This window comes from Diaphorobacter sp., assembly GCF_050251835.1.
In the GTDB taxonomy this organism is placed as follows: domain Bacteria; phylum Pseudomonadota; class Gammaproteobacteria; order Burkholderiales; family Burkholderiaceae_C; genus JBFXIE01.
Window position 1 is genome coordinate 1 of the sequence record NZ_JBFWLZ010000034.1, and the last position, 25,710, is coordinate 25,710.

At 63.4% G+C, this 25,710-nt stretch carries 24 protein-coding genes and 1 riboswitch; of the genes, 4 read left to right on the forward strand and 20 right to left on the reverse strand.

Annotated elements, in window-relative coordinates:
- Nucleotides 1-139: 139 nt before the first annotated feature.
- The 4 genes from AB7E35_RS11500 to AB7E35_RS11515 form a co-directional block, all read right to left on the reverse strand.
- Nucleotides 140-916 carry an ABC transporter ATP-binding protein gene (locus tag AB7E35_RS11500; RefSeq protein ID WP_428167591.1) on the reverse strand — a complete coding sequence of 259 codons (777 nt, stop codon included), beginning with the start codon at nt 914-916 and terminating at the stop codon, nt 140-142.
- Complete coding sequence (locus AB7E35_RS11505) at nt 913-1,947, reverse strand: FecCD family ABC transporter permease (protein ID WP_428167602.1); 1,035 nt, start codon at nt 1,945-1,947, stop codon at nt 913-915. The genes AB7E35_RS11500 and AB7E35_RS11505 overlap by 4 nt, the downstream gene beginning before the upstream one ends.
- Before the next feature lie 89 nt (nt 1,948-2,036).
- Complete coding sequence (locus AB7E35_RS11510) at nt 2,037-2,960, reverse strand: ABC transporter substrate-binding protein (protein ID WP_428167592.1); 924 nt, start codon at nt 2,958-2,960, stop codon at nt 2,037-2,039.
- Between the two features lie 282 nt (nt 2,961-3,242).
- Nucleotides 3,243-5,123, reverse strand: a complete 1,881-nt coding sequence (locus tag AB7E35_RS11515) for a TonB-dependent receptor domain-containing protein (RefSeq protein WP_428164227.1) — start codon at nt 5,121-5,123, stop codon at nt 3,243-3,245.
- An 84-nt stretch (nt 5,124-5,207) separates the two neighbouring features.
- Nucleotides 5,208-5,451: riboswitch (cobalamin riboswitch) on the reverse strand.
- 34 nt (nt 5,452-5,485) lie between these two features.
- On the opposite strand from AB7E35_RS11515, the gene AB7E35_RS11520 reads away from it, so the two are divergent.
- Both AB7E35_RS11520 and AB7E35_RS11525 read left to right on the forward strand, forming a co-directional pair.
- Nucleotides 5,486-5,737 carry a DUF904 domain-containing protein gene (locus AB7E35_RS11520; RefSeq protein WP_428164228.1) on the forward strand — a complete coding sequence of 84 codons (252 nt, stop codon included), beginning with the start codon at nt 5,486-5,488 and terminating at the stop codon, nt 5,735-5,737.
- Nucleotides 5,734-6,090: a cell division protein ZapA gene (locus AB7E35_RS11525; RefSeq protein ID WP_428164229.1), complete on the forward strand. Its 357-nt coding sequence runs from the start codon at nt 5,734-5,736 to the stop codon at nt 6,088-6,090. Before AB7E35_RS11520 ends, AB7E35_RS11525 begins: the two co-directional genes overlap by 4 nt.
- Before the next feature lie 264 nt (nt 6,091-6,354).
- On the opposite strand, the gene AB7E35_RS11530 is transcribed toward AB7E35_RS11525, so the two are convergent.
- The 4 genes from AB7E35_RS11530 to hemN all read right to left on the reverse strand — a co-directional run bounded on the left by AB7E35_RS11530 (nt 6,355) and on the right by hemN (nt 12,333).
- Nucleotides 6,355-8,793 carry an EAL domain-containing protein gene (locus AB7E35_RS11530; RefSeq protein WP_428164230.1) on the reverse strand — a complete coding sequence of 813 codons (2,439 nt, stop codon included), beginning with the start codon at nt 8,791-8,793 and terminating at the stop codon, nt 6,355-6,357.
- Entirely contained in the window at nt 8,793-10,109 is a 1,317-nt protein-coding gene (locus tag AB7E35_RS11535; RefSeq protein ID WP_428167593.1) for an HD-GYP domain-containing protein, read from the reverse strand. The genes AB7E35_RS11530 and AB7E35_RS11535 overlap by 1 nt, the downstream gene beginning before the upstream one ends.
- Nucleotides 10,110-10,221: 112 nt before the next feature.
- Nucleotides 10,222-10,947, reverse strand: a complete 726-nt coding sequence (locus AB7E35_RS11540; RefSeq protein WP_428167594.1) for a sulfite exporter TauE/SafE family protein — start codon at nt 10,945-10,947, stop codon at nt 10,222-10,224.
- Nucleotides 10,948-10,950: 3 nt separating this feature from the next.
- A complete protein-coding gene (gene hemN / locus AB7E35_RS11545) occupies nt 10,951-12,333 on the reverse strand; it encodes an oxygen-independent coproporphyrinogen III oxidase (protein WP_428164233.1) in 1,383 nt (460 codons plus the stop codon).
- A gap of 185 nt (nt 12,334-12,518) precedes the next feature.
- On the opposite strand from hemN, the gene fnr reads away from it, so the two are divergent.
- Nucleotides 12,519-13,247, forward strand: a complete 729-nt coding sequence (gene fnr / locus AB7E35_RS11550) for a fumarate/nitrate reduction transcriptional regulator Fnr (RefSeq protein WP_428164234.1) — start codon at nt 12,519-12,521, stop codon at nt 13,245-13,247.
- A gap of 71 nt (nt 13,248-13,318) precedes the next feature.
- Here the strand turns inward: fnr and AB7E35_RS11555 are convergent, their stop codons facing one another.
- The 9 genes from AB7E35_RS11555 to AB7E35_RS11595 all read right to left on the reverse strand — a co-directional run bounded on the left by AB7E35_RS11555 (nt 13,319) and on the right by AB7E35_RS11595 (nt 21,474).
- Nucleotides 13,319-13,606: a hypothetical protein gene (locus tag AB7E35_RS11555; protein WP_428164235.1), complete on the reverse strand. Its 288-nt coding sequence runs from the start codon at nt 13,604-13,606 to the stop codon at nt 13,319-13,321.
- A 100-nt stretch (nt 13,607-13,706) separates the two neighbouring features.
- Nucleotides 13,707-13,985 carry a FixH family protein gene (locus AB7E35_RS11560; RefSeq protein WP_428164296.1) on the reverse strand — a complete coding sequence of 93 codons (279 nt, stop codon included), beginning with the start codon at nt 13,983-13,985 and terminating at the stop codon, nt 13,707-13,709.
- A 69-nt stretch (nt 13,986-14,054) separates the two neighbouring features.
- Nucleotides 14,055-15,497 carry a cytochrome c oxidase accessory protein CcoG gene (gene ccoG / locus AB7E35_RS11565; protein ID WP_428164297.1) on the reverse strand — a complete coding sequence of 481 codons (1,443 nt, stop codon included), beginning with the start codon at nt 15,495-15,497 and terminating at the stop codon, nt 14,055-14,057.
- An 83-nt stretch (nt 15,498-15,580) separates the two neighbouring features.
- Nucleotides 15,581-16,495, reverse strand: coding sequence for a cytochrome-c oxidase, cbb3-type subunit III (gene ccoP, locus AB7E35_RS11570; protein ID WP_428164298.1), 915 nt, complete (start codon nt 16,493-16,495; stop codon nt 15,581-15,583).
- A 28-nt stretch (nt 16,496-16,523) separates the two neighbouring features.
- A complete protein-coding gene (locus AB7E35_RS11575; RefSeq protein WP_428164299.1) occupies nt 16,524-16,661 on the reverse strand; it encodes a cbb3-type cytochrome oxidase subunit 3 in 138 nt (45 codons plus the stop codon).
- 12 nt (nt 16,662-16,673) lie between these two features.
- On the reverse strand, nt 16,674-17,306 hold the full coding sequence (gene ccoO / locus AB7E35_RS11580; protein ID WP_428164300.1) for a cytochrome-c oxidase, cbb3-type subunit II: 633 nt from the start codon (nt 17,304-17,306) through the stop codon (nt 16,674-16,676).
- A 19-nt stretch (nt 17,307-17,325) separates the two neighbouring features.
- Complete coding sequence (gene ccoN / locus AB7E35_RS11585; protein ID WP_428164301.1) at nt 17,326-18,765, reverse strand: cytochrome-c oxidase, cbb3-type subunit I; 1,440 nt, start codon at nt 18,763-18,765, stop codon at nt 17,326-17,328.
- A 65-nt stretch (nt 18,766-18,830) separates the two neighbouring features.
- Nucleotides 18,831-18,968 (reverse strand): cbb3-type cytochrome oxidase assembly protein CcoS, encoded by a 138-nt coding sequence (gene ccoS, locus AB7E35_RS11590; protein WP_428164302.1) that lies wholly within the window; start codon nt 18,966-18,968, stop codon nt 18,831-18,833.
- Between the two features lies 1 nt (nt 18,969).
- On the reverse strand, nt 18,970-21,474 hold the full coding sequence (locus AB7E35_RS11595) for a heavy metal translocating P-type ATPase (RefSeq protein WP_428167595.1): 2,505 nt from the start codon (nt 21,472-21,474) through the stop codon (nt 18,970-18,972).
- Nucleotides 21,475-21,587: 113 nt separating this feature from the next.
- Between AB7E35_RS11595 and AB7E35_RS11600 the strand changes: the two genes are divergently transcribed.
- Entirely contained in the window at nt 21,588-22,031 is a 444-nt protein-coding gene (locus tag AB7E35_RS11600; protein ID WP_428164304.1) for a universal stress protein, read from the forward strand.
- A 106-nt stretch (nt 22,032-22,137) separates the two neighbouring features.
- Here the strand turns inward: AB7E35_RS11600 and AB7E35_RS11605 are convergent, their stop codons facing one another.
- The 3 genes from AB7E35_RS11605 to AB7E35_RS11615 form a co-directional block, all read right to left on the reverse strand.
- Nucleotides 22,138-23,697: a malonate--CoA ligase gene (locus AB7E35_RS11605; protein ID WP_428167596.1), complete on the reverse strand. Its 1,560-nt coding sequence runs from the start codon at nt 23,695-23,697 to the stop codon at nt 22,138-22,140.
- 21 nt (nt 23,698-23,718) lie between these two features.
- Nucleotides 23,719-24,573 carry an enoyl-CoA hydratase/isomerase family protein gene (locus tag AB7E35_RS11610; protein WP_428167597.1) on the reverse strand — a complete coding sequence of 285 codons (855 nt, stop codon included), beginning with the start codon at nt 24,571-24,573 and terminating at the stop codon, nt 23,719-23,721.
- Between the two features lie 87 nt (nt 24,574-24,660).
- Nucleotides 24,661-25,680 (reverse strand): Bug family tripartite tricarboxylate transporter substrate binding protein, encoded by a 1,020-nt coding sequence (locus tag AB7E35_RS11615; protein WP_428164316.1) that lies wholly within the window; start codon nt 25,678-25,680, stop codon nt 24,661-24,663.
- Nucleotides 25,681-25,710 lie beyond the last annotated feature (30 nt).

Here is a 25,710-nt window from a genome sequence, read left to right on the forward strand (position 1 = left end):
CACAGTCTCCGCCACATTAAAAGCCTAAGTGATTGATTCACTTAGGCTTTTTTGTTTCATAGCTTGCTCGACGCGACATCAGGCATTTTGGTGTGGCGCGCATCGACGCCTGTGGTGTGGACTGTGACTGCCACCTTGACTACCAGCGCGGCAGCGCGATCCAGGCGCCGTCGATCTGGCGCACCTGGATGCGGTGGTCAAACACCTGCTCCAGCGCGGCGTGGGTGATGGGGTCGGCGCAGGCGCCCTGGTGTGCCACGCGGCCCTGGGCCATGATCACCAGGTCGTCGGCTTGCAGGGCGATGGACACTTCGTGCAGCACGCTGACCACCGTACCGCCATGCGCCACCAGGGCGCGCACGGTATGCAGCCAGTCGGTCTGGTGCGGCGGATCCAGGTTGGCCAGTGGTTCGTCCATCAGCAGCACCTGCGCCTGCACGGCCAGCGCCCGCGCCAGCAGCACGCGCTGGCGCTCGCCGCCCGACAGTTGCGACAGCGGGCGGTCGCGCCAGTCCCAGGCCTGGGTGGTTTGCAGCGCCTGCTGCACGGCGGCATGGTCGGCGCTGGCGGGCGGCGCCATCCAGCCGCGATGCGGCAGGCGGCCCAGCATGGCCACATCGTAGGCGGGCAGGTCTTCGGCGGCGGCTTCGTTCTGGCCCAGCCAGGCCAGCAGGCGTGCGCGCTCGCGCAGGGGAATATCGGCCAGCGCGTGGCCCAGCAGCTCAACCCGCCCCTGCACACGCGCGTGGCGCAGCAGACCTGCCAGCACCTTGAGCAGCGTGGACTTGCCCGCACCGTTGGGCCCGACCACGCTGGTCCAGCGACCAGCGGTCAGATCCAGGTCAATGCCGCGCAGTATGGAGGCATTTCCGATGTCAGCCTTTATGTTGCGTGCGCTGATAGCTATTTTTTTCATAGCGAACTACCTAGCGCCCGGCGGTGCATGAGCCACAGCAGGTAGCTGCCGCCCAGCACCGCGGTCAGCACGCCTACGGGCAGCTCTTGCGGCGCCACCACCCAGCGCGCCAGGATGTCGGCGGCCAGCAGCAGCACCGCGCCCATCAGGCTGGACAACCAGACATGCCACTGATGCGTGATGCGCGCAATCGATCGCACCAGGTGCGGCGCCGCCAGCCCCACGAAAGCGATAAGCCCTGTGTGGGCCACAGCGGTGCCCGTGGCCAGGGCCAGGGCCAGTACCAGCCCGGCGCGCATGGGCGCGATGGGCAGGCCCAGGCTGGCGGCGGTGGCTTCGCCCAGCATCAGCCCATCGAGCAGGCGCGACAGCGCCCAGGCCGTAGCGGCGCACAGGAGCCAGCCACCGGCCATCAGGGCGCAGGCCTGCCAGCCGACGAAGGCTGAACTGCCCAGGGTGAAGACCTGCAGGGCCTCCAGGATGTGGGGCTGCGCCACTTGAATCAGGTCGCGCGCGGCGCTGAGCACCACGCCCACGATCACCCCCGCCAGCAACAGGCGCAGCGTGTGCTGCACCCCGCGCGCCAGCATCAGCGTGAGCAGCACGGCACCCGCCGCGCCCACAAAGGCCATGCCGGTGACGCCCAGGCGTGCCAGCCAGCCGACCGTGCCGGGCGACACGCCCAGCATGGCCATGGCCACTGCGCCGCCCAGCGCCGCGCCCGATGCGCTGCCCAGCAAATACGGATCAGCCAGCGGGTTGCGAAACAACCCCTGCGCAATGGCACCCGACAGCCCCAGCAGCGCGCCGGCCAGCCACGCGCCCAGCGCGCGCGGCAGGCGGATGTCCCACACGATCTGCTGCGCCAGAGGGTCGCTGCCGATGTTCAGCAGGCTGTCAAACCCGGTACTGCCCACACTGACGCCCAGCAGCCACAGCGCCACGCTGACAGCCAGCAGACACAGCCCCAGCCAGCGCGCGCGGCGACTACCGGCGTCGGGAGGTGCAGCGTTGACGGGGGTGGCGGGCATGGCAAGCAGGGTGGGCGCTTCGATGGACGGCGTGTTGATCGGCTGCGTGATGATGGGCAATGCCGTGGCGGGCCGGGGTAGCGGCGCGCTCATTCGTACTGCAGCGACAAGCACTGCGCCATGATGCGCGCGGCCTCGGCCATGCGCGGGCCAGGGCGCACCAGCACGTCTGCGTGGTCGGGGCCGAACTCACACACGCGCCCCGTCTTGACAGCCGTCAGATGGTTCCACCCCGGGTATCGGGCCACGGCCTGCATGCTGCGGTTGGCCACCATCAGCACGTCGGGCTGCGCGCGCAGCACAAATTCGGGGTTCAGGCGCGGAAAGGGGCCCAACTCTGGCGGAACCACGTTGCGCGCGCCCAAGCGTGCCAGGGTCTCGCCGATGAAGGATTCAGCCCCGGCAGCGTAAGGCCCGCGACTGACCTCAAAAAAAACACGCACCCCCCGTGCGCGTGGCGGCAACGACTGCGCGGCGGCCTGCACGGCTGCGTCGATCACGCGCCACACGCGCTGCGCGCCCTGCTCGGGCGGCACGGCCAGCAGCACACCTAGCACGCCCAGCACGCGGCGCACATCCGAATGGGTTTTATGCTCCAGCGCAACCACCGGTATGCCCAGCGCCTCCAGCCGGTCGCTGACGCGGGTGCTGACCGACATCAGCACCACATCGGGGCGCAGGGCTGCGATGGCCTCGATGTTCGGATCCAGCCCGCCGCCCACCTGGGGCAGGCGCTGCACAGGCGCGGGCCAGTTGGAGTAGCGGTCCACCCCCACCAGGCGCTCGCAGCGCTGAAGCTCGCACACGCTCTCGGTCAGGGACGGCAGCAGGCTGACCACGCGCTGCGGCGGCTGGGCGAACTGCAGCACGCGGCCGCGGTCGTCGGTGATGGTCAAGGCCTGCGCGGCACCAAGACCGGGCGCCAGTCCCAGCAGCAAAGCCGCCACAAGTGCGGCTGCCCGCTGCGGCCCGAGCCAGAGAAAGAACAAGGCAAATGGCAAAGACGGGCGCATCACAACACATCCTTCGAGGTAAGCGGCATTCCCTTCACGGCCACTGGCGTGACGGGCCGACAGGCAGCGGCTCATCGGGTTGATAAAACTTGCGGCAGCAACGACCCAGGCCTACGCCTACCGTACGGGCTGGAGCCAACCATCGCGCCCATGCTGCGGCCCGCACGGTGGCGCGCCAGCGACATGGCGGGGTGCGCCTTGCCGCGTGGCCGCCCGCCCGGAACCGGCTTGCCGTGGGCAATGGGCATCGGCGGGCTCATGGCGTTGCCCAAGCTGGCCGCTTTACTGTGGCGTCCACTTCAGGCCCACGTAGAACGTGCGCCCGCCGGTGGCATAGGTGCGCGCCGTCTGGTAGTCCTTGTCGGCCAGATTGTCCAGCCGCGCCAGCAGCGTGACGCCTTGGCCCACGCGGGTGCTGGCGTACAGGTTGACGACGGTGTAGCCACCCAGCACGTTGGTGTTGGCACTGTCGTCATAGCGGCGCGCGGAGGCCGTGAGGTCACCCCCCAGCGTCCAGCCGGCAACGGTGGTGTCTGCGCCCAGCGTGGCGTAGCGCTTGGCGCGGCGCGCCAGTTGCTTGCCGGTGTTCAGGTCGCGCGGGTCTTGCCAGTCGATCGATCCGCGCAGCGAAACGCCCGCCACGCGGTGTGCCGCCGACAGCGTCACGCCTTCGTATTCGGCGCGGCCCACGTTCTCGTAGCAGCCGAACGCGGAGGCGCAGGGCCCGGCAGCGCCGAAGTTGATGAGGTTGCTGACCCGGTTGCGATAGACCACCAGGCCCGCGCTGCTGGCGCCCTGCGTCCAGCGCGCGCCAAGCTCCACGTTGCGGCCTTTTTCGGGCTGCAGCGCGGGCGAGCCGTATTCGCTGAAACGCTGGTAAAGCGTTGGGGCGCGGAAGGCCGTCCCGCCAGCGGCCGTCAGGCGCCATTGCGGCGTGAGCGCATAGCCGTAGGACAGGCTGCCGGTGCTTTTGCCACCAAACTCGCTGTCGTCGTCGTAGCGCAGGTTGGCCTGCAACGCATGCGCGCCGTGGTTCAGGCCATAGCCCAGGGCCAGCGCGTTCTGCGAGCGGTCTCGCTTGAGGTCGCCAGAGTAGGCAGTGGCGGGGTTGTGCAATTCGTCCTCGCGGCGCTCGAGTGCTGCGGTGAACAGATGTGCGCCCAGGCGCCATTGGTTTTGCAGCAGATAGTTGCGCAGCGTGGTCTCGGTCATGTAGAAGCTGGGGGTGCTGCTGTACTTGCTGCCCGACTGCGTGACCTGCAGGCGCGTGCTGTACATGTCGCTCCACTGGGCCAGCCATGCCAGGCTGGCAGCGCGCAGCTGGTGGTGGTTGCGGTCGTCGTCCGTCTTGCTGCCGTCGTACTGCGAGTTGAGGTTGCTGGCCAGCAGCGTGCCCTCGATGCGCTGGCCCTGGTCGATCTGCAGGCCCAGCCTGGCGTTGGCCGAGGTGCGGCGGTAGCCGTCGTCGTCAGGATTGTTGCCGGCGCCGGGGCGGGCATTGAAGCCGTCGGCACGCTCGTGCGCCACGCCCAGCGAATAGTCCACCTGGTTCGTGCCACCGCTCACGCCCGCCTGCGCGGTGCGTGTGCCCTGGCTGCCGACCCCCACGCCAACGTAGGGCGAGAGCGCGCCCTCGCCCTTCTTGGTGAAAAGCTGAATCACACCGCCCATGGCGTCCGAGCCATACACGGCGGCAGCCGGGCCGCGCACCACTTCGATACGTTCGATCTGGGACAGCGGAATCTGCTCCCAGACCACGCCACCGGTGGACTGCGAGTCCAGCCGCACGCCATCCAGGTACACGGCGGTGAAGCGCTGCTCTGCGCCGCGCAGGTACACGCTGCCAACGCCGCCCTGGCCGCCGTTGCGCGAGACCTGCACGCCGGGCAGGCGCGAGAGCACGTCAATCACACCCGTGGCGCCGCTGGACTCGATGGTTTCACGATCCACGATGGACACATCGGCCACCAGGTCGGCCAGCGGGCGGGCCACGCGCGTGGCGGTGACGACGGTTTCGCGCAGCTGGGGCTCGGTTGCGGCCTGCGCCAGCAGGGTCTGGGCCGCAGCCGGCGTGATGGCGCCAAGCGCCAGGGACAGCGCAGCCAGGCGCGCAAAAGCAGAAGGTGCGTCAGGGCGCACGGTGGACGAACGGAAAATTGTCATGCTGTACAAAGGAAAAGATCGCCTCGGCCGACCTCCCCGTCAGCACTTGGGCATCACGGCACCACAGCCCCCCCGAGGAGGGCACGCAGAACCACCTTGTTGGCCGGTATCCGGGCTGGCGGAACGCCCTCCATCGCCTTCCCACGCGCTTGTTCAAGGCGCACAGTGGCTTGTGAATGGAGGGGGAATCGGGGTGCGACTCATCCGCTGACCGTTGCGGGGGCAGCGCAGGCTCAAAGCGCGCTCCATGGCGGAGGGCTCCTCCCTGCTTCCCGTTGAACTGCAGCCTGTGAACCACGCTGCGAGCACCAACGGCGCAATTTTACGGCCGTTCGCACGCCGTTCCCTACAATCGGTAGCGTATGGCTCACCCCTCCTATCTCGACCAGCTCACCGAACGCGTCGAACAGCTGCTGCTTCGTCATGCGCAGCTGCAGCGCACCAACACCCAGCTTGCACAACAGGTTACCGAGCTCACACAAGAGCGCGACTCACTTAAATTGCGTCTGCAGGCGGCCCGCGCCCGCGTGGACGCATTGCTCGATCGCCTGCCCGCCCCGCCTGCGCCAGAACCTGCCCCCCCCAGCCCGCCCGAAACGAAAGACGCGCCATGAAGCAGATCGAAGTCCAGATCCTTCAGCAAAGCTACCTGCTGGCCTGCCCTGAGGGCCAGGAATCCCGGCTGCTAGAAGCCGTTGAGCGTGTGGATACTGCCATGACGCGCATCCGCGATGCCGGCAAGGTACGGGCACGCGAGCGCATCGCGGTGCTGGCCGCACTCAATCTGGCCTTTGAGATTGCCGACCGGGAAGCCGCAGACCTGGCCGCCACTGCACAGCGGCGCAATGCACCTGCGCCGGCCGCGCCACAAGACCTGGACACGCCCGCCGCAGCAGACGAGCAACGCATCCAGCAGCTGTTGTTGCGGCTGGACGAGGCACTCGACAGCCAAGGACAGCTTCTGTAAGCCATCGGCCAGGCACACGCCCGAAACTGCGCAGCCCGGTACAATGAAGCCGTCTGCGGTACTGCCGGGCTTTATATTTCCTTGAACCAATGCTCATTGAGCCCGGGCTTGGTACATTGCCCGGTGAGCGTGATCATCTCGCGTCAGATGAACCCAACGCCTGGCTGCCCTCGCCCACCTGAACCCCCGGTTCAGGATGCCGGTTCGGTGGTATTCGCAGACACCTTTTTTGCGGCCTGCCCACTGCCGGCATGCCGCATGGCCTTAAAGGCTCACCGGCGCCGCATGATTTGCTGCCAATGCGAGCAACTGGTCGGACTGCACTGCTGGCGCACACAGAAACCCCTGGTAACTGTCACAGCCCATCTGCTTCAAAAGCAGGCTCTGGGCGTGCGTCTCCACCCCTTCTGCCACCACGCCGATGCGCAGCGCCCGGCCCATGCTGACAATGGCTCGCACAATGGCGCAGTCGCCCTCGCCGTGCGGCAGCCCATCCACGAATGATTTGTCGATCTTGAGCCGGTGAATGACCAGCTTTTTGAGATAGGCCAGACTTGAATAGCCGGTGCCGAAGTCGTCAATGGACAGCCGCAGCCCCCGATCCGCCAGGGCGGCAAGCACCTGCTGCATTTCATGGGCCTCCTGCAGTAGCACGGATTCGGTCAGCTCCAGCTCCAACAGGTGCGCGGGCAAGCCGTATTTGTGCAGCAGTCCGGTGATGCGATCCACGAAACCCGCCTGCCGGAACTCCAGCGCAGAAACGTTGACGGAGACCGCCAGGCTATGGCCCCTGCGCCTCCAGTCGGCGGCCTCCTTCACTGCCTGCTCCATCACCCAGGCTCCCAGCGTGACGATGTAGCCTGATTCCTCGGCCAGCGGAACAAAGGTGCCTGGCGACACTGCACCCAGGTGCGGGTCGGTCCATCGCGCCAGCGCTTCGGCGCCGACGATGCGCCCGGTCGTCATGTCCACCTGCGGCTGGTAATGCACCGCCATGTGCCCTTGGCCGAGCGCATGGCGCATGGCGTGCTCCATCTTGATGCGCGGCAGCAAGTTGGCGCTCATCTGGGGTTGGTAAAAACCAAAGTTGCCGCGGCCGCGCTCCTTGACCCGGTACATGGCCATATCGGCCTGTTTGATGAGGTCATCAAGTTGCTCGGCATCCTGTGGATAAAGGGACACACCGATGCTGCACTGAATGGTGAAATCCATGTCATCAAGCACGAAGGGGCGCAGCATTTCATCGAGCACGCGCCGAGCCACCGATTCGGCAACCGCGGCATCGGCGCGGTGCAGATAGATGACGAATTCGTCTCCGCCCAGGCGGTAAAGCGCGTCCGATTGGCGCAAGATGTCCTGCAGCCGCTGCGCCACCAGCTTGAGCACGCGATCACCAAAGGGATGGCCCAGCGAGTCGTTGACCAGCTTGAAGCGGTCAAGATCCAGGAACAGGATGGCAAACCCCTGCCCATGGCTGCGAGCCGCATCAATGGCCTGAGCAAGCGTCCGGTTCAAGAGCAGCCGGTTGGGCAACCCGGTCAGGGCATCGTTGTAGGCGAGCTCCTCAATGCGCTTTTGCGCTGCCCGCTGCGACGTGAGGTCGCGCATGAAACCGATGGTCTGCACAGTGACGCCGCTGTCGTCGCTGAGAGCCACCCAAGAAAGCTGTACGGGGCACTGCTTTGCGTCGCGCTGCAGCAGTGACAGCTCGCCCTCCCAGAAGCCCTCTTGCGCCCAGGCCCTGCGCACCTCGGCCATGAAGACGTCGCTGCCGTGCTCATGCGCAAACAGCGATGCGGCCTGCAGACCGGCGACTACCGCCGTGGTTACCCCCAGCAACTGCTCACAACCCGGGTTGATGCGCACCACCGCATGGCGCTCGTCGGCAATGAAAATAGCGTCCAGGCTGGACTCGAACACCCTCGCCGCCAGGCGCAAGCCAGCCTGAATCTCTGCCTGACGGGAAATGTCACGATACGAGTACACCCGCCCGGCAGGTCGTCCCTGGATCAGTTGCGGCACCGACCGCTGCTCTACCGTCATGCCGTTGCGCAGATGCAGGATGTCAGTGGTTGCATGCATGGGCTCCTGGGCAATCGCGGTCATGCGGGCGCGATATGCGCCGCTATCGTGCAGCTGGGCCTGCATGTGGGCCCATATCGCGGCATCGTCGCGTTGCAGCAGCAGTTCGGGCGGCAGCTGCCAGATCTGCGCCAGGCGTTGATTGAAGGCGCGCACTTTGCCGTGCAAATCGCAGGTCAGCACACCGTCGGCCGCCGAATCGAGGGTGGCGCGCAACTCTGCCAGCAGGGCTTCGAGCTCGCGCCGGGATGCCTCTTGCTCGGTGCGGTCACTCATGGTCAGCAGCAGAACCTGCGGACTTTCAGGCGCGCCAGCCACTGCGGGAACGCAACGCACCCGGCGATCGACCAGCACCAGCGCATCACGGCGTTGGTTACGCACCGTGGTGTGTGAATGGATGCCCGCCGCGATTTCCTGGGCGCTCTGGCTCCAGAACACAAGGTCTTCGGGCGTCGCGGCCAACTCTTGAACCGGCATGCCCTGCATGTCCCCAATGTCCCTGCCCACCAAGCGCGCAGCTGCCTCGTTGGCGCAAATCACCTGCAGTGTCTGCGGGTTCACCAGCCAGGCCGCCAGATCGAGCCCCTGCCACACCGCATCAAAACACTGCGCGGGCAACATCACAACGAATCCTTGGCTACTTGAGGGCTTGCCGCCCTCTCAAAAAAATAGCTGATACGCGGCTGGGGCATCAGAAAGTCCAGCACATTACGCGGCAATTGCGCCGGCCTGAGGCTGCGGCGAATGCCCGGCGCGGCACTGTGCGTCAAGTTCAGCAAGGGCACGTGCGCGCGCGACGCCCCCGCCTGGTAGGGCAGAACCAGGGGGCGCAGGGGGCGTTCCGCATCCACCAGAACCACTAGTGCGAAGCGTCCATCGACCAACTGGACCAGCGATCCCGGCGGATAAACGCCCATCATGCGAATGAAGGTTTTCAACACAGTGGCGTCGAAGCAGTCGGACTGCACGGCAAAGAGTCTTGAAATGGCCTCATGCGGCGTCAGAGCCTGGGCGCCATGCAGCGGGTCGCACAAACGGTCATAACGATTGACCAACGCCAGAATCTGTCCATAGCGGCTGATGTCGTCGCCGCAAAGGTGCAGCGGAAAGCCGCTGCCGTCCACCATCTCGTGATGCTGGGCCAGCGCAATCAGAATGTCACTGCACAGCTTCATACGCTCACCCAGCTCCACTGACAGGCCCACATGGCCGTGGTAACGCTGCATGTCTGCAGAGGTGAGCAAAGCGCCGGGCTCGGCGAGGTGCGCGGGCAGCTGGGTTTTGCCCATGTCATGGAGCAGTGCTGCTACCCCAAGGTCTTTCAAGGCTTGATCCCCCATGCCAAGCGCACGCCCCAGCAGCAGCGCCAAAACCGCGACATTGACCGCATGAACGGCAGATCGCTCACCAAAATTTTCAGACAGCAGGCGAACCGCATGCGTGCCCTGCGCATGCAACTCATCGACAAAGACACCGATCAGAGACTCCACCTGCTCGCGCGCTACCAGTGGCGCGGTTTGGAGCGCACCGCACACTTGGGAATAAATGACTGTGGCTTGCCGAAAACGTTGGCTGCCGTGCCGCTCTGCCAGGTTGGCGCAAACATCGGCAAGCGTCTCGGCCACGGGCCGCGCGGTGTCTGCACAAGCGCCAGTAAAGACGCCAGCCGGGGGCGCGGCAGCGACCTGCGCGTCAGGCGGCTGCTCGGATGCGGTTGATGCTGAAGAGGTATCAGCCAAGAACGCGCTTTTACCGGGGACGTAGCGCACGTTTTTCACCCCGATTTCGCGCAGCACACGAATCTGCTCTTGCGATGACACCCGGAATTTGCTCGTGGGAAACGGGTGCTTGATCCAGCTGACTTCAAGCTGAATGAACATACCCACGCGGAGCGCGTCGATATCGATGACTACGGTGTGATTCACTTCAGCGGGCATGAACGGCGAGCCTTCAGACTCCTTGGGTCTGAAGCATTATCAACAGTTGCCGAGTTCGCCTGCATGATCGTTAGACCGGAATGCACTTGCCTGATGCGCCGTGCATACACTTTCAGGGCAAACACCAAGGCGCCAACTGCCCGTGGACGACATCCATCCACAAGGCCCAGGCACCCAGGATGAGGAGCACCAGACCAGCCAGCCGGGTTCCCCAGGTGCCGCTGGCGCCATTGATGCGCTGTCGCAACCGTGCCCACACCCAGGGCCCGGTCACCAGCCAGATACCGCTGCCCACACCAAATACGACCATGCAAAGCGCACCGCGCAGCACACTGCCGCTCAAGGCCGCGGTAAGTAGCGCCGTGTAGAGCAAACCACAGGGCAGCAGGGCCCATGCGAATCCTGTTGCAAGCAGACCACCAGGCCGAGACACCAGCACCCGTACCCTTGCCCAGACGGAGCGCCCGGCATTCTCCAGCCACGCTGGCTGACGAACCAGCAGCATCATCGACAAGCCCCAGGCAAGGATGAGCACATGCAGCATGGTCCAGACCGGACGCAGTGCGGCGCTGCCCTGGCTGAGCCACGCCAACTGCTCCATGGCAAATGCCGCCAAGGCGCCGGCCGCCCCGTAGCCGGCCAGGCGCCCCAGGTGAAATACGAAGGTCCGTTGCACCGCCCTGCCACGGGGCATCCATTGCATCGCCTGCAACGCACTGCCAGCAGGCGCATCACCAAGGCGGGTCAAACCGGCGCATGGCGCGGCGCACATGGCCAGGCAATGGGTGCCGCCCATCAGGCCCATCAGGAAAACCGTTGAAAGAAATGCAGGAAACATGGATTAGATGATGCGCGAGAAACGTGCCCGGTTGCGGTCTGCCTGCAGATACCTGTCGAACACCATTGCCACACCTCGCACGAAATACCAACCCAGCTCGGTGACTTGAACGCCCTCCCTGTCGATGTTCACAAGCCCTTGCGCCTGCATCTCCTGGAGCTGCTGTAACTCCGGTTCAAAATAGCTGCGAAAGTCAATGAGCCAGGATTGCTCCAGGGGTTCAAAGAGAAGCTCCCCCTGACACATCAGCGCCATGATGACCGCCCGGCGCACCAGATCGTCCCTGGTCAGCGCAAGGCCACGGGCCACGGGCAAGTGACCGTGATCGATTGCGTCGTAGTAGTCGTCAATCGTCTTGACGTTTTGGCTATAGGTGGCACCTACCCGTCCGATGGCAGACACCCCCAGTCCAATGAGATCGCAATCCGGCTGCGTGCTGTATCCCTGAAAATTGCGGTGCAAACGCCCCAGTCGCTTGGCGACCCCCAGGGCATCGCCTGGCAACGCAAAGTGATCCATCCCCACGTAAACGTAGCCTGCGTCCATGAAGACCTGAATCGAATTGGCAAGCATCGACAACTTGGCCGAGGCCATGGGCAGTTCGGCGGTGATGATACGGCGCTGCGCCTTGAAGCGTTCCGGCAGGTGGGCGTAAGCGTAGAGAGCGATACGGTCTGGACGCAATTGACTCACCCGCTCCAATGTCCGCCCGAAGGACTCGGGCGTTTGTCGCGGCAGCCCGTAAATCAAGTCCACGTTGACGGATTCGAACCCCAGCCTGCGGGCGCTCTCCACCAGTCCGAACACCTTGTCGGCCGGCTGGATGCGGTGAACGGCCTTCTGCACCTCGGGGTCGAAATCCTGCACACCAAAGCTGAGCCTGTTGAAGCCCAGCTGCGCAAGAAAGGCCAGTCGCTGCTCGTCCACGGTTCTGGGGTCCACTTCGATGGAGTACTCCCCGCCCGGAACCAGCACAAAGTTGCGCCGCAGCATGCCCATCAATTCGCTCAAGCCTTCGTCGGACAGGAAGGTGGGCGTCCCCCCGCCAAAGTGCAGCTGACTGACATGCTGCCCCACACCAAAGTGGGCGGTATGCAGGTCGATCTCGCGACTCAAGTAACGCAGATAGACCTCGGCCCGTTCCGGGTGCCGGGTGATGATCTTGTTGCAGGCGCAGTAGTAGCAAAGCGATTCACAAAATGGAATGTGAACGTAGAGCGAGAGCGGCAAGGCCTTGCCCACAGACCCCACGCGACGCTGCTGAAGCGCCAGGATGTACTCCTTCTCGCCAAACGCCTCCACAAAACGGTCTGCCGTCGGGTAAGAGGTATATCGCGGCCCTGGAACGTCAAAACGACGCAAGAGCTCAGTAGTGACTAAAGTCATGGCAGGATTCCTTGCATTAATGGGTCACTGTGCCGTAGAGTCCCCATGGCGTCCTTGACGGTGGTCAAGCACTCCAGAAGTCCATATGACGACAATCCGACTTTGACTAAAGTCTTCCAATGATCTGTAGCCTCTTGCATCCTCCTGATGCACCAGTGCAGACAGATGGCCAAAACAGGGGTTCCATGCACAACAACCTGCAATCCATCAAAGTTGCCTGCTCAAATTGCAACTTGCGCGAGCTATGCATGCCCGTGAGAGTGGATGATCAACAACTGAAACGTATCGATGACATCGTGGCGGTGCGACGCAAGGTCAAGCGCGGCGGCACGTTGTTTCGCAACGGCGAGCCGTTCACGTCCCTCTTTGCCATTCGCACCGGTTTTTTCAAAACCTGCGTGGCCACTGAAGATGGCCGCGATCAGGTCACCGGCTTTCAAATGGCGGGTGAAATCATCGGACTGGATGGCATCGTGAACGACCATCACACCTGCGATGCCGTTGCCTTGGAGGATGCCGAAGTTTGCGTCATGCCCTTCGATCGCATCGAAGAACTGTCTCGTGAAGTGACGGCGCTGCAGAACCACGTCCACAAGATCATGAGCCGGGAGATCGTGCGCGAGCATGGCGTCATGCTGCTGCTGGGCAGCATGCGCGCGGAGGAGCGTCTGGCGGCGTTTTTGTTAAACCTCGTTCAGCGTCTGCATGCGCGCGGGTTCTCTCAATCAGAACTGGTGCTACGCATGACACGCGAAGAGATTGGCAGCTACCTTGGCCTGAAGCTCGAAACCGTCAGCCGGACTTTCTCCAAATTCGCAGAAGAAGAGATCGTTGAGGTCAAGCAGCGCCACGTTCGCATCATGAATACCGATGCACTCAAGCGCATCGTGAACAGCCAGCAAGCCTGTCACTGAAGTCCGACGCAGCAGCGCGATCATCGGCAGGCGCCAGACTTTGGCTGCCTGCTGTGACCGCCCAGCACTTGTCACAAAACGAATTTGGCGCAATCAAGCGGGCGTTCGCCTTCTGGCACCGGACAGCGGTTGACTTCGAAGGGCGACATTGACAGCAAGGTGGTGAGCGCACTCGACGCCATGATGACCACCCAGAACACAAAAAAAGCAACGGTGTAGACACCTTGCCGCGAGAGGCTCACTGGCTGGTCAAACCATTGCAGAGCCTCTGGGTCAACAAAAGCGAACACCGCCATTTCCATGATTCCAGCCATGAGAAACGCGGGCCAGGCGATCCACATCAGTCGTTGCGTCCACATAGCGCACCTCCTTCGTATGACCACAGCCTAGCACTCTGCCCTTTGCAAGCAATGGGTAGTCACCCCATGATTACCCTCTGTGGAAGGCCACTTTTTTCATTCACCGGGGGTGATCCTGCGGCGGGGTCGCAGCGTGGTTGCGCCCTTTCATTGCAGGCGTCATAGCAGCGTCCTGGTTGTTTAACGTTTTGTTAATGTCCAGGCCGCGCTGGTAATAGTCTTCCGCGACGACTGGATCGGGCCGGGAGAGCGCAAGCCAAAGCGTGACAAATCCCGCAACGACGACGATCACCGGCCCGGAAATCACTAGCCATACATAACCGTGCTTCCACCAGGGTTGAGTCTCGTGCACCGCCTTGGTCAATGAGTTTGTAGACATTGCTATGAGCTCCCCACCCCTCTAGGGGGCATTTCAAAATACTGTTGAACCAGCCCCGATGCACCCAATTCAGCGCGGCACCAGAAAAACCGACTTTTCAGCTACCTGCGCTTTGTCGCCCTGGGCCTGAACATCAAAATACACAACGTGAGATCCTGGTGCGGCAGATCCATAAGGTATCTGCAACCGCACGGCCACCCAACGCGCCTCCGCAGGTCCAATATCCACGACAGAGTCCGACGCCACCTCCAGCCCATCCAGGCCCCTCACACTGATGACATAGCGCTGCGGCCCCTCTGTGGCATTCATGATTTGCAGGCGGTAAACATTCTCCAGTTTGCCTCCAGCCACGATGCGCGAAAGTGCTGCACGATCACGAACCACGTCCACCTTGAGCGGCGCCCGAACCACCAGACTTGCCAGCATGCCGACACACAGCGCAACCAGCACGGCGGTATATATCAGCACACGGGGACGCAGCACGCGCCTGAGCATCTGCGACTGAGTCCAATGATTCTTGACGCCATTTTGAGTAGAAAAGCGAATCAGCCCTCGCGGGTATTTCATCTTGTCCATCACAGTGTCACAGGCATCAACACACAACCCACAACCAATGCATTCGTATTGCAAGCCGTTGCGGATATCGATACCCGTGGGGCACACCTGTACGCACAGCGTGCAGTCAATGCAGTCGCCCATGCCCTTGGCCTTGTAATCAAGACTCTTGACACGCGGACCGCGGGGCTCCCCACGCTCAGGGTCATAGGTAACAATCAACGTGTCCTTGTCGAACATTGCGCTCTGGAAACGCGCATATGGACACATATATTTACAGACCTGCTCACGCAAATAGCCCGCATTACCATAGGTTGCAAACCCATAGAAAAACACCCAAAAAATCTGCCAAGTGCCTTGCAAGGCGAGTAGTTCACTGCCCAATTCGCGAATAGGCACAAAATAGCCGACAAAAGTAAATCCTGTCCAGAAAGCTACAGCAACCCAAACCAGTTGCTTCAGTGCTTTTTTCCAGATTTTCTCGAAAGTCCAAACCCCATTATCCAGGCGCATACGCGCGCTACGGTCACCCTCAATCTTGTGTTCAATCCACATGAATATCTCGGTGTAAACCGTCTGCGGACAGGTGAACCCACACCACAGCCGCCCTGCAACGGCCGTGAACAAGAAAAGCGATAAAGCCGAGATGATGAGCAGACCCGTAAGATAGATGAAGTCTTGCGGGTACAGAACCAACCCGAAAATATAGAAACGCCGTGCTCCCAGATCGAACAGCACCATCTGACGCTGCCCCCACTCGAACCACGGCAATCCATAGAAAACCAGTTGGGTCACAAACACCATCACCCAACGCCAGCGGGCAAACAACCCACTTATGGAACGGGGATAAATCTTTTTTTGCGCCTCGTAGAGTGAAATAACCTCTGTCTGACTGCTGTCGGCCGGCGCAGGGTTAATGGGAATCACCTTACGGGGCTGACCTTCGGCTGGCTTCATGATGGGGTCTCTAGGGGAAATTCAGCTTCCAACAAACAAAAAAGCCGGCACCCTCGCAAGAGCCACCGGCTGCTGATCGTGCATCAGCGCGTTGCGTCGGACTTGCGAGACAAGCCCCAGACATAAGCAGTCAGCACATTGATTTGCGCATCCGTGAGCTTGCCCGCCTGTGCAGGCATTTCGTTGGTTTTACCGACATTGATCATAGCCGTGATAGCCGCCTCGCCCCAGCCATGCAACCAGATGTCATCGGTCAGGTTGGGAGCGCCCAAGGCGAAGTTACCCTTGCCATCCATGCCGTGGCATGCCGCGCAAGCGGTGAACTTGGACTTGCCCAGCGATGCCTTCAGGGAGTCGTGCGGACTGCCCGACAGGCTCAGCACATAGTGCGCCAGGTTACGCACATCCTCTGGCGAGCCCACGGCCGCTGCCATGGGCGGCATCACGCCCACACGCCCTTCGACGAGGGTCTTGTGGATTTGCTCCGGGGCACCGCCATGCAGCCAGTCCCCATCGGCCAAGTTGGGAAAGCCCTTGCTGCCGCGCGCATCCGATCCATGACACTGCGCACAGTTATTCATGAACAGGCGCTCGCCAATGGCTATGGCAGCCGGGTCGGCAGCGAGCTCTTCGGTCTTCATGGAGCTAAACCGGGCATACAGTGGCTGCAACTCTGCCGTAGCTTTGTCAACCTCAGCCTGGTATTCGCCAAGCTGCGTCCACCCCAAACTGCCCTTGTAGGCACCCAGACCGGGATATGCCGCCAGGTAGCCCGCGCCGAATAGCAAAGTGATGACGAATAGCCACATCCACCAGCGCGGCATGGGGTTATTCATTTCAGTCAGGTCTTCGTCCCAGACGTGCCCGGTGGTGTTGTCTGCCGTGGACTCGACCTTCTTGCGCGAAGTGAGCCATAGCAACAGACCGCAGCCGACGATACCGACGATGGTGATTGCGGCTACGTAAATAGACCAGAAGTTACTGGTGAAATCGCTCATGGTTATCTCTTTTCTTGTGGGAAGGTTTTCAGTCCTCGGCGAAAGGCAGTTGCGCTGCCTCCTCAAACCGGGCCTGGTTTCGGCGCATGAATGCCCACACCCAGATACCCACGAAACACGCCAGCGACGCCAGCGTGGCCACGATACGCATGGTGGTGATGTCCATAGCCATTCCTCCTTATCTGAGCGCGCGGCCCAGCACTTGCAGATAGGCGATCACTGCGTCCATCTCTGTCTTGCCCTTGACCTGCTCAGCCGCACCGGCGATCTCTTCGTCCGTGTAAGGAACACCCACCGTGCGCAGCGCCTTCATGCGCGGCGCGACGATGGACGGATCGATCGTGTTTTTCTCAAGCCACGGGTAAGCAGGCATGTTGGACTCGGGCACCACGTCACGCGGGTTGTTCAGGTGGATGCGATGCCATTCGTCACTGTACTTGCCGCCCACGCGGTGCAGGTCCGGACCCGTGCGCTTGGAGCCCCACTGGAAGGGGTGGTCATAGACGAACTCACCTGCCACCGAATAGTGGCCATAGCGCAGCGTCTCGGCGCGGAAGGGGCGAATCATCTGCGAGTGGCAGTTGTAGCAACCCTCGCGCAAATAGACATCCCGACCGATGAGTTGCACAGCGGTGTAGGGCTTCACGCCCTGCACTGCCTCGGTGGTGGACTTCTGGAAGAACAGGGGAACAATTTCCACCAGACCGCCCACCGCCACCACCAGCAGGATCAGCACAATCATGAGGAAGTTGCTGGTTTCGATCTTCTCGTGCGAAAAACCCGAGGATGCGTTCTTTTGCGTATTTGACATGAGATTGGTTCCTCGATCCTCAGGCGTGTGCAGCGTTCACGGCCGGAATGGCTACCTTGACAGAGCGACCGGAAATCGCCGTCATCCACACGTTCCAGGCCATGACCAACATGCCGCCCAGGTAGAGCAGACCACCACCGAAACGGATGGCGTAGAACGGGTAAGTTGCCTTGACGCCTTCGACGAAGGTGTAGGTCAGCGTGCCATCGGGGTTGACGGCGCGCCACATCAGACCCTGCATGACGCCCGCAATCCACATGGCGGCGATGTAGAGCACGATGCCGATCGTGGCCATCCAGAAGTGCAGCTCGATCGCCTTGATGGAATGCATTTTGTCCTTGCCAAAAAGGCGCGGCACCAGGTAGTACAACGACCCCATGGTGATCAAGCCCACCCAGCCCAGGGCGCCAGAGTGCACGTGGCCCACGGTCCAGTCGGTGTAGTGCGACAGGGCATTGACGGTCTTGATCGACATCATCGGGCCCTCGAACGTGGACATGCCATAGAACGACAGAGACACGATCAGAAAGCGCAGGATGGGGTCGTCACGCAGTTTGTGCCAGGCACCCGACAGCGTCATGATGCCGTTGATCATGCCGCCCCAGCTGGGAGCCAGAAGAATCAGCGAGAACACCATGCCCACGGACTGCGTCCAGTCGGGCAGCGCGGTGTAGTGCAGGTGGTGCGGGCCAGCCCACATGTAGGTAAAGATCAGCGCCCAGAAGTGCACGATGGACAGACGGTAGCTGTACACCGGGCGTCCAGCCTGCTTGGGGATGAAGTAGTACATCATGCCCAGGAAGCCAGTGGTGAGGTAAAAGCCTACGGCGTTGTGGCCGTACCACCATTGCACCATGGCATCTTGCACGCCAGCGTAGGCAGAGTAGCTCTTCATGAAGCCCGCGGGAATGGCAGCACTGTTGACGATGTGCAGCAGGGCCACCGCGATGATGAAGGCACCAAAGAACCAGTTGGCCACGTAGATGTGCCTGACCTTGCGCGTGCCGATCGTGCCGAAGAACACGATGGCATAGGACACCCACACGGCGGCGATCAGGATGTCAATCGGCCATTCCAGCTCGGCATACTCTTTGCCGGAGGTATAGCCCAGCGGCAGGCTGATGGCTGCAGCCACGATCACCAGCTGCCAGCCCCAGAACGTGAAGGCCGCCAGTTTGGGCAGAAACAAACGGGTCTGGCATGTGCGCTGAACCACGTAGTAGCTGGTCGCGAACAAGCCGCAGCCGCCGAAGGCAAAAATCACCGCATTGGTGTGCAGCGGACGCAAGCGCCCGTAGCTCAGCCAGGGAATGCCGAAGTTGAGCTCCGGCCATGTCAACTGCGCGGCGATGAACACGCCCACCAGCATCCCGACCACCCCCCACACGACGGCCATGATGGTGAATTGACGCACGACTGTGTCGTCGTAGTGCGCAACTTTTATTTGTGAAGACTCCATCGGTTACCTCATTGATATGCAAGAAAAAGTTTCAACCGGATTCGCATTATGGTTATTGATAGATATCAATCACTTTTAAGAATGCGCTCCCCCTCTTGTTCTACGTCCTCAAACTGGCCACGGTAGACCGCCCACCACAGCCCCGCCAGCACGAACAGCACCAGCACCACCGACAGCGGAATCAGCAGGTAAAGAATATCCATCTCAAGCCATCTCCACAGGCAGATTTGCCGGTCGCTGCGGTCCGGATAACGGCGTCTCCCCGGCGCTGTCATCTACGGAATGCGGCATGCGCGCCAGTCGCGCTGCGTTGGCCACGACCAGCAGCGAACTCAAGGCCATGCCCAGTCCGGCCAGCCAGGCGGGCATGTAGCCGGCAATTGCCAACGGCACACACAACGCGTTGTAACCAGCCGCCCACCATAAGTTCTGGCGCACGATCCGCATGGTGTTGCGCGCCAGCGTCAGGGTGTGCAGCACCGGGGTGAGATTCTCACCCATGACGACGAAGTCAGAGCGCGATTGAGCCAAAGGAACCGCACGACCGAATGCAAAGGAGACATGGGCGCCAGCCAGCACCGGCCCGTCATTCAGCCCGTCTCCTACCATTGCCACACACCGCCCTTGCGCCTGCAGGGCTTGCAGGTGGGACAATTTGTCCTGCGGTGTGCAATCTCCCAGGGCCTGCTCAATGCCGGCCTGCGTAGCCACGGCATGCACCGCGGGGGTGCGATCGCCCGATAGCAGTTGAACCGAGACACCAGCCGCGCGAAGGCCTTCGACAACGGCTGCAACCTCGGGGCGCAAGTCCTCGCTCAGGTCAAAGCGCGCCAGCTCGGTCACCACGCCTGCATGCTCCACCGACAATACGACCTGCTGCATACCGCCGCCAGCCGCCGGCACCCGTGCATGCGCGGCCGAGCCCAGGCGCAGCACCGACGGCTCCTGGTGCTCCATGCCGGCACGATGCGCCCGAGCGACCAGGCCTGCGCCCGATAGCTCCTGCACGTCCTGCACGACCCAGTCCCGCGCCTGCTGCGGCGGTTGCGGCGCCTGCCCCGCCGCGGCCACCAGCGCCCGCGAAACCGGGTGCAAGGAATGCCGCGCCAATGCAGCGGCCAGCGCCAGCGCCTCGGCTGGTGGCATTGCGGCCGCCGCAGCCACATGCGTGGCGCGCACGGCCAGGGCATCGCGCGTCAGCGTGCCCGTCTTGTCAAAGACCACGGTATCCACGGCGGCCAGCGCCTCCAGCCCCTGCAGGTTGCGCACCAGCACGCCGCGTCGCGCCAGGGTGCCCGCGGCCGTGAGCATGGCTACGGGGGTGGCCAACGATAGCGCACAGGGGCAGGTGACGATCAGTACCGCCACCGCCACCATCAGCGCATGGCTGGGGTCACTGGGCCACCACCAGGCCGCAGCCAGGCCAGCGGCCAGCAAGACAGCCACCAGAAACGGCCTCGCCACCCGGTCGGCCAATTGCGCCAGGCGGGGTTTTTGCGACGAAGCGCTCTCCATCAGCGCCACCACCTGGCCAAAACGCGTGGCAGCGCCCAGCGAATCAACGCGCACCTGTACCGGCGCGCGCAGGTTGTAGCTGCCCGCCGTCACCGCGCTACCCTGGGGACGATCGACGGGCGTGGACTCGCCGGTGAGCAGCGCCTCGTCCGCCTTGGTGCTGCCCGCAACAATGACACCGTCGGCCGGGAACGCCTCGCCGGGCAGCACACGCACCACATCGCCCAGCTGCAGGCGCCGCGTGGCCACGCGCTCAAAGCTGCCGTCCGCGGTGCGGCGCTCCACACTGTCGGGCAGCCGGTTCATGACCGCCTCCAGCGCGCCGGCGGTTCGGTCACGCAGGCGCAGCTCCAGCCAGCGGCCAGAGAGCAGGAAAAACACAAACATGGTCAGCGAGTCGTAATACACCTCGCGCCCAAACGGCCCCGTGGGGTCGAACGTGCCGGCCATGCTCACCACAAAGGTGATCAGCATGCCCAGCGCCACCGGCAAGTCCATGCTGACGCGGCGCTGGCGTATGTCGCGCAGCGCGCTGGAGAAAAACGGCCCGCAGGCAAACAGCACCACCGGCAGGCTGATGACCCACGACGCCCAGCGCAGCAGCTGCTCCATCTCCATCGACAGATCGCCCGGCATGGCCTGGTAGGCGGGCCACGCATACATCATGACCTGCATCATGCAAAAGCCCGCCACCAGCCAGCGCCACAGAGCGCGGCGGTTCTCGCGCTGGCGCTGCTCGCGCGCAAAAACATCCATGGCGGGCATGGCGCGATAACCTGCCCGCTGCACCGCGGCCATCCATTGCGAAGGCAGCACGCGGGCCGGGTTCCACACCACCCGGGCACGTCGTGTGGCGGCACTGACGTTGACCTCGCTCACCCCTGGCACCTGGCGCAATGCATCTTCGACGGTCAGCGCGCAGGCGGCGCAATGCATGCCCTCCAGCACGACATGCGACTCCCACGGCGTATCCGTGTTCACTGCGGGTGCCTCTGCCGGGCTCTGCGCCGCATCGGTGGCGCTGGTGGCCGGGCGCGAATGCGCGCCGGGGTGTTGACGCGCCGTGGCACAGGGCCTGCCGAAAGCCGACCACTCGTGAGGGTCGTCCAGCAAGGCGCGGGCATCGTCCTCGGTGGCCGTCGAGGCGGTGGCGGTGGCGGCGGGTGTCTGCGCACCACCAGAAGAATTTGACATGTGCGCGAGGCTATCCATGTTGTGCAACGACCTCATTGATCAAAATCAAGACTCAGACCGTCGGCTATCCTATGCTTGTTACCGATCCCAACCAAATATCAAAGGAGCTGACCATGTACCAACGCATTCTGATCGCCACCGACGGCTCTCCCCTGTCTGACAAAGCTGTTGAGAGCGGTCTGGGTCTGGCGAGCCTGACCGGTGCATCGGTCGTCGCACTCAAGGTGGTGCCGCGTTATCCGCGCAGCTATTTTGAAGGTGGCCTGCCCGTGGATCAGGACGACATCAAGCGCATCGAAAAGCAGTGGAGCGATGCTGCCCAGGAACTGGTCAACAAGGTCAAGCTGCGCGGCACCGACGAGGGTGTGAGCGTGAAGGCCGTGGTGGCCAAGTCTGATCTGGTGGCCGAGGCCGTGATCGCCGCCGCCAAAAAGCACAAGTGCGACCTGATCGTCATGGCATCACACGGCCGCAAGGGCATCAAGCGCCTGCTGCTGGGCAGCGAAACACAGCACGTGCTGACGCACTCGCACATTCCGGTGCTGGTGCTGCGTTAAGCGTTAAACAGGCCTCTAGCGCATGTAAATCAAGCGCTAGCAGCTACCAAAAGTATAGCAAAAGGCGGCACTTGCCGCCTTTTGTCCTTGATGCCGGCACGCCCCTTTAGGCAAACAGCCCCTTGTGCTGGTCGCGCAGCAGGTTCTTTTGCACCTTGCCCATGGTGTTGCGCGGCAATTCGGTGGTGACGAAGCAGCGCTTGGGAATCTTGAAGTTGGCCAACTGACTCTTCAGTTGCGCAATGACCGCATCACCGTCCACCCGCGCGCCGGGCTTGGGGATGACCACGGCCACGCCCACCTCGCCAAAGTCGGGGTGCGGCACGCCGACCACCGCGCTCTCGGCCACGCCGGGCATGTCGTTGATGTAGCCCTCGATCTCGGCCGGATAGACGTTGTAGCCGCCGCTGATGATCAGGTCCTTGCTGCGGCCCACGATGCTCACGTAGCCACGCTCGTCCACCTTGCCCACGTCACCGGTCTTGAACCAGCCGTCCTGCGAGAACTCCTCGGCCGTCTTTTCGGGCATGCGCCAGTAGCCCTTGAACACATTGGGCCCGCGCACCTGGATGTTGCCAATCTCGCCCGTGGGCAGCAGCTGGCCGTCGTCGCCGACCACGCGCAGGCCCACTCCGGGCAGCGCAAAACCCACGGTAGCGCCGCGGCGCTCATCCTGCCCGCCGTGGCGCGCGTCGGCCGCATAGGGGTTGCTGGTGAGCATGATGGTCTCGCTCATGCCGTAGCGTTCCAAAATGGTGTGACCCGTGCGCTGCTGCCATTCCTTGAAGGTCTCGATGAGCAGCGGCGCCGAGCCCGAGATGAACAGGCGCATGTTGCGCGCCACCTCGCGCGTGAGCGTGGGCTCGGCCAGCATGCGCACGTACAGCGTGGGCACGCCCATGAACACGGTGGCGCGCTGCATGGCGGCGATGGCAGCCTGGGGGTCGAACTTGGCCATCCAGATCATCTTGCTGCCGTTGATCAGCGCGCCGTGGATGGCCACGAACAGCCCGTGCACATGGAAGATGGGCAGCGCGTGGATCAGCACATCATTGGGCTGCCAGCCCCAGTAGTCCTTGAGCACCAGCGCGTTGGACAGCAGATTGCCGTGCGTCAGCATCGCCCCCTTGCTGCGGCCGGTGGTGCCGCTGGTGTACAGGATGGCAGCCAGGTCGTCAGCCCGGCGCGGCGCGGCCTCATGCGCGTCGCCAAAATGCGCGGCGCGCTGCAGCAGGCTGCCGCTGCGGTCATCGCCCAGCGTAAACACATGTTGCGTGCCGGCCGTGAAGGCTATTTTGGACACCCAGCCAAAGTTGCCCGGCGTGCACACCACCACGGCCGGCTCGGCGTTGCCGATGAAGTACTCGATCTCGGCGCTCTGGTAGGCGGTGTTGAGCGGCAAGAACACATAGCCCGCGCGCAGCGTGGCCAGGTACAACAGCATGGCCTCGACCGACTTTTCTACCTGCACCGCGATGCGGCTGCCCTCGGGCAACTGCAGCGACGCCAGCAGATTGGCGATGCGGGCGCTGGCGCAATCCAGGTCGCGCCAGGTGTAGAGCAGTGGCTCACCCGCGGGCGACGTGGCTTCGACGGCGATCTGGTCCAGGTCTGCGGGGAAGGCGGCGCGCAGCGCGGTGAACAGGTTCTGGGATGCAGAGTTCATGGTGGATTGCACACAAAAATTTCAGAAAACCGGAGCGCGCTTGTCCAGGAAGGCGGTGATGCCCTCGCGGTGCTCGGCGCTGTTGGCATAGGCGTAGGGGTCTGCAGGCGCCGCATCAGCTATCAAATCAGAAGCTGCCAGCGCTTTACCTGCCTGGGCTACAGGCCCATTTGGCATAAGTGCTGGAGCATGAAGCGGCATTTGCAGCGCGCGCAGCGTCTGCTTGTTGAGCCGGGCCGCGCCGGGCGCCAGGGCCGCAATGCGCAGCGCCGTGCCCATGGCCTGCGCCTCCAGTTGATCGGCCTCGACCACGCGGCTCACAAAGCCGCGTTGCGCCATCTCGGCAGCGCTGAAGGTCGCGGCCTCCAGCAGCATCTGGCGCGCAGTCACGTCGCCCACGGCGCCGGCCACCAGGGCGGCCTCGCGCGGCGCCATCGGAAAGCCCAGCTTGGCAATGGGCGCGCCAAAGCGCGCGCCGGTGGCGGCAATGCGGATGTCGCAGCAGCTGGCAATCTCCACGCCCGCGCCCATGCAGGCGCCAGCGATGCGCGCGACGATGGGCACGTCACAGGCCAGCATGGCCGACAAACCGCCCCAGACGTCGCCCTCATGAAAGTCGCGCAATTGCTCGGGGTCGAAGCGAAACGCCGGGTATTCAGAAATGTCGCCGCCCGCGCAGAATGCCTCCCCTGCCCCTTCGATCAGCACACAGCGCACGTCAACACTGCGCTGAATGCTCTCAAAAACGGAGCGCAACTGGCGCCACATGGCGCGCGACATGGCGTTGAGCCGCCCGTCGTGGCGCAGCGTCACGCGCACCACGCCGCGGCCTGCGGCCTCCCCCGCGGCAGCTGCCGCAATGACTTCACCGGTCATGACTTCACACTTTCCTGGATGCGCGAAGGCCGGCTGCCACGGGCTGTGCGGCGCGGCTGCCCTCGCGGTTCTTGCACAAATTCAGCCTCACTCCAGCTTGGCGCCAGAGGCTTTCACCACCTGCGCCCAGCGCTTGACCTCGTTGCCCACCAGCTTGCCAAAATCGGCCTGCGACAGCGTGCCGAACTCGGCGCCGTTGCCCGCCCAGATGGTCTTGACTTCGTCGGACTGGCCCAGCTTGCGTATTTCTTCCACGATGCGCGCCTGCACATCGGCGGGCGTGCCCCTGGGCGCCCACAGGCCGTACCAGGTGGACACGGTGTAGTCGGGCAGGCCCACCTCGGCCGCGCAGGGCACGTCAGGAAAGGCCGGGTTTCGTTTGGCGCCCGACACCAGCAGCGCCTTGATGCGCCCGCCCTTGATGTGCGCGGCCGACGAGCCCAGGCCGTCGAACAGCATGTCCACGTTGCCGGCAATCAGGTCCTGCAGCGCCGGGCCCGCACCGCGGTACGGAATGTGGGTGATGAAGGTGCCCGTCTGCAGCTTGAACAGCTCGCCCGCCAGGTGGTGCGAACTACCCGAGCCCGCCGACGCGTAATTGAGCTTGGCCGGGTTGGCCTTCAAGAAGTCAAGAAACTGGCGGAAGTTGCTCGCGCTGATGTTGCGCGGGTTCACCACCAGCACCTGCGGCACGCTGGCCAGCAGTGCCAGAGGCACAAAGTCTTTTTCGATGTCGTAGTCCAGCCGGGGGTACATGGACGGCGCGATGACATGGTGCGTGCCGCCCATGAACAGGTGGTATCCGTCCGCTGGCGCCTTGGCGGCAAAGCTGGCGCCCACGGTACCGCCTGCGCCGCCGCGGTTGTCGATCACCAGCGTTTTGCCGGTGGACTTGGCAAACTGCGCCGCCAGCGGGCGCGCAAACGCATCCGTGCCGCCGCCTGCCGGAAACGGCACCACCAGGTTGACGGGCTTGGCGGGCCAGCCGCCCGCGCCCTGCGCCCAGGAGGCCCCGCCCGCAGCCAGGGCCAGCCCCGCCGCGCCCGCAGCGCGCAGCAGGCCGCGCCGTTGCAGGGGGCCCGGGGGCGGATGGTTGATGTGTTGCATGTCACGCATGGTGTTGTCTCCTGTCGTTGC

Excerpts from the sequence above, each read along its gene's own strand:
- ccoN (WP_428164301.1), bottom strand. The coding sequence starts at position 18,765 with ATGGAGTCTTCACAAATAAAAGTTGCGCACTACGACGACACAGTCGTG.
- AB7E35_RS11515 (WP_428164227.1), bottom strand. The coding sequence starts at position 5,123 with ATGACAATTTTCCGTTCGTCCACCGTGCGCCCTGACGCACCTTCTGCT.
- AB7E35_RS11525 (WP_428164229.1), top strand. The coding sequence starts at position 5,734 with ATGAAGCAGATCGAAGTCCAGATCCTTCAGCAAAGCTACCTGCTGGCC.
- fnr (WP_428164234.1), top strand. The coding sequence starts at position 12,519 with ATGCACAACAACCTGCAATCCATCAAAGTTGCCTGCTCAAATTGCAAC.
- AB7E35_RS11520 (WP_428164228.1), top strand. The coding sequence starts at position 5,486 with ATGGCTCACCCCTCCTATCTCGACCAGCTCACCGAACGCGTCGAACAG.
- AB7E35_RS11595 (WP_428167595.1), bottom strand. The coding sequence starts at position 21,474 with ATGTCAAATTCTTCTGGTGGTGCGCAGACACCCGCCGCCACCGCCACC.
- AB7E35_RS11535 (WP_428167593.1), bottom strand. The coding sequence starts at position 10,109 with ATGCCCGCTGAAGTGAATCACACCGTAGTCATCGATATCGACGCGCTC.
- AB7E35_RS11610 (WP_428167597.1), bottom strand. The coding sequence starts at position 24,573 with ATGACCGGTGAAGTCATTGCGGCAGCTGCCGCGGGGGAGGCCGCAGGC.
- ccoP (WP_428164298.1), bottom strand. The coding sequence starts at position 16,495 with ATGAGCGATTTCACCAGTAACTTCTGGTCTATTTACGTAGCCGCAATC.
- ccoO (WP_428164300.1), bottom strand. The coding sequence starts at position 17,306 with ATGTCAAATACGCAAAAGAACGCATCCTCGGGTTTTTCGCACGAGAAG.
- ccoS (WP_428164302.1), bottom strand. The coding sequence starts at position 18,968 with ATGGATATTCTTTACCTGCTGATTCCGCTGTCGGTGGTGCTGGTGCTG.
- AB7E35_RS11555 (WP_428164235.1), bottom strand. The coding sequence starts at position 13,606 with ATGTGGACGCAACGACTGATGTGGATCGCCTGGCCCGCGTTTCTCATG.
- ccoG (WP_428164297.1), bottom strand. The coding sequence starts at position 15,497 with ATGAAGCCAGCCGAAGGTCAGCCCCGTAAGGTGATTCCCATTAACCCT.
- AB7E35_RS11605 (WP_428167596.1), bottom strand. The coding sequence starts at position 23,697 with ATGAACTCTGCATCCCAGAACCTGTTCACCGCGCTGCGCGCCGCCTTC.
- AB7E35_RS11510 (WP_428167592.1), bottom strand. The coding sequence starts at position 2,960 with ATGCGCCCGTCTTTGCCATTTGCCTTGTTCTTTCTCTGGCTCGGGCCG.
- AB7E35_RS11530 (WP_428164230.1), bottom strand. The coding sequence starts at position 8,793 with ATGTTGCCCGCGCAGTGTTTTGATGCGGTGTGGCAGGGGCTCGATCTG.
- AB7E35_RS11500 (WP_428167591.1), bottom strand. The coding sequence starts at position 916 with ATGAAAAAAATAGCTATCAGCGCACGCAACATAAAGGCTGACATCGGA.
- hemN (WP_428164233.1), bottom strand. The coding sequence starts at position 12,333 with ATGACTTTAGTCACTACTGAGCTCTTGCGTCGTTTTGACGTTCCAGGG.
- AB7E35_RS11540 (WP_428167594.1), bottom strand. The coding sequence starts at position 10,947 with ATGTTTCCTGCATTTCTTTCAACGGTTTTCCTGATGGGCCTGATGGGC.
- AB7E35_RS11560 (WP_428164296.1), bottom strand. The coding sequence starts at position 13,985 with ATGTCTACAAACTCATTGACCAAGGCGGTGCACGAGACTCAACCCTGG.
- AB7E35_RS11575 (WP_428164299.1), bottom strand. The coding sequence starts at position 16,661 with ATGGACATCACCACCATGCGTATCGTGGCCACGCTGGCGTCGCTGGCG.
- AB7E35_RS11615 (WP_428164316.1), bottom strand. The coding sequence starts at position 25,680 with ATGCAACACATCAACCATCCGCCCCCGGGCCCCCTGCAACGGCGCGGC.
- AB7E35_RS11505 (WP_428167602.1), bottom strand. The coding sequence starts at position 1,947 with ATGCCCGCCACCCCCGTCAACGCTGCACCTCCCGACGCCGGTAGTCGC.
- AB7E35_RS11600 (WP_428164304.1), top strand. The coding sequence starts at position 21,588 with ATGTACCAACGCATTCTGATCGCCACCGACGGCTCTCCCCTGTCTGAC.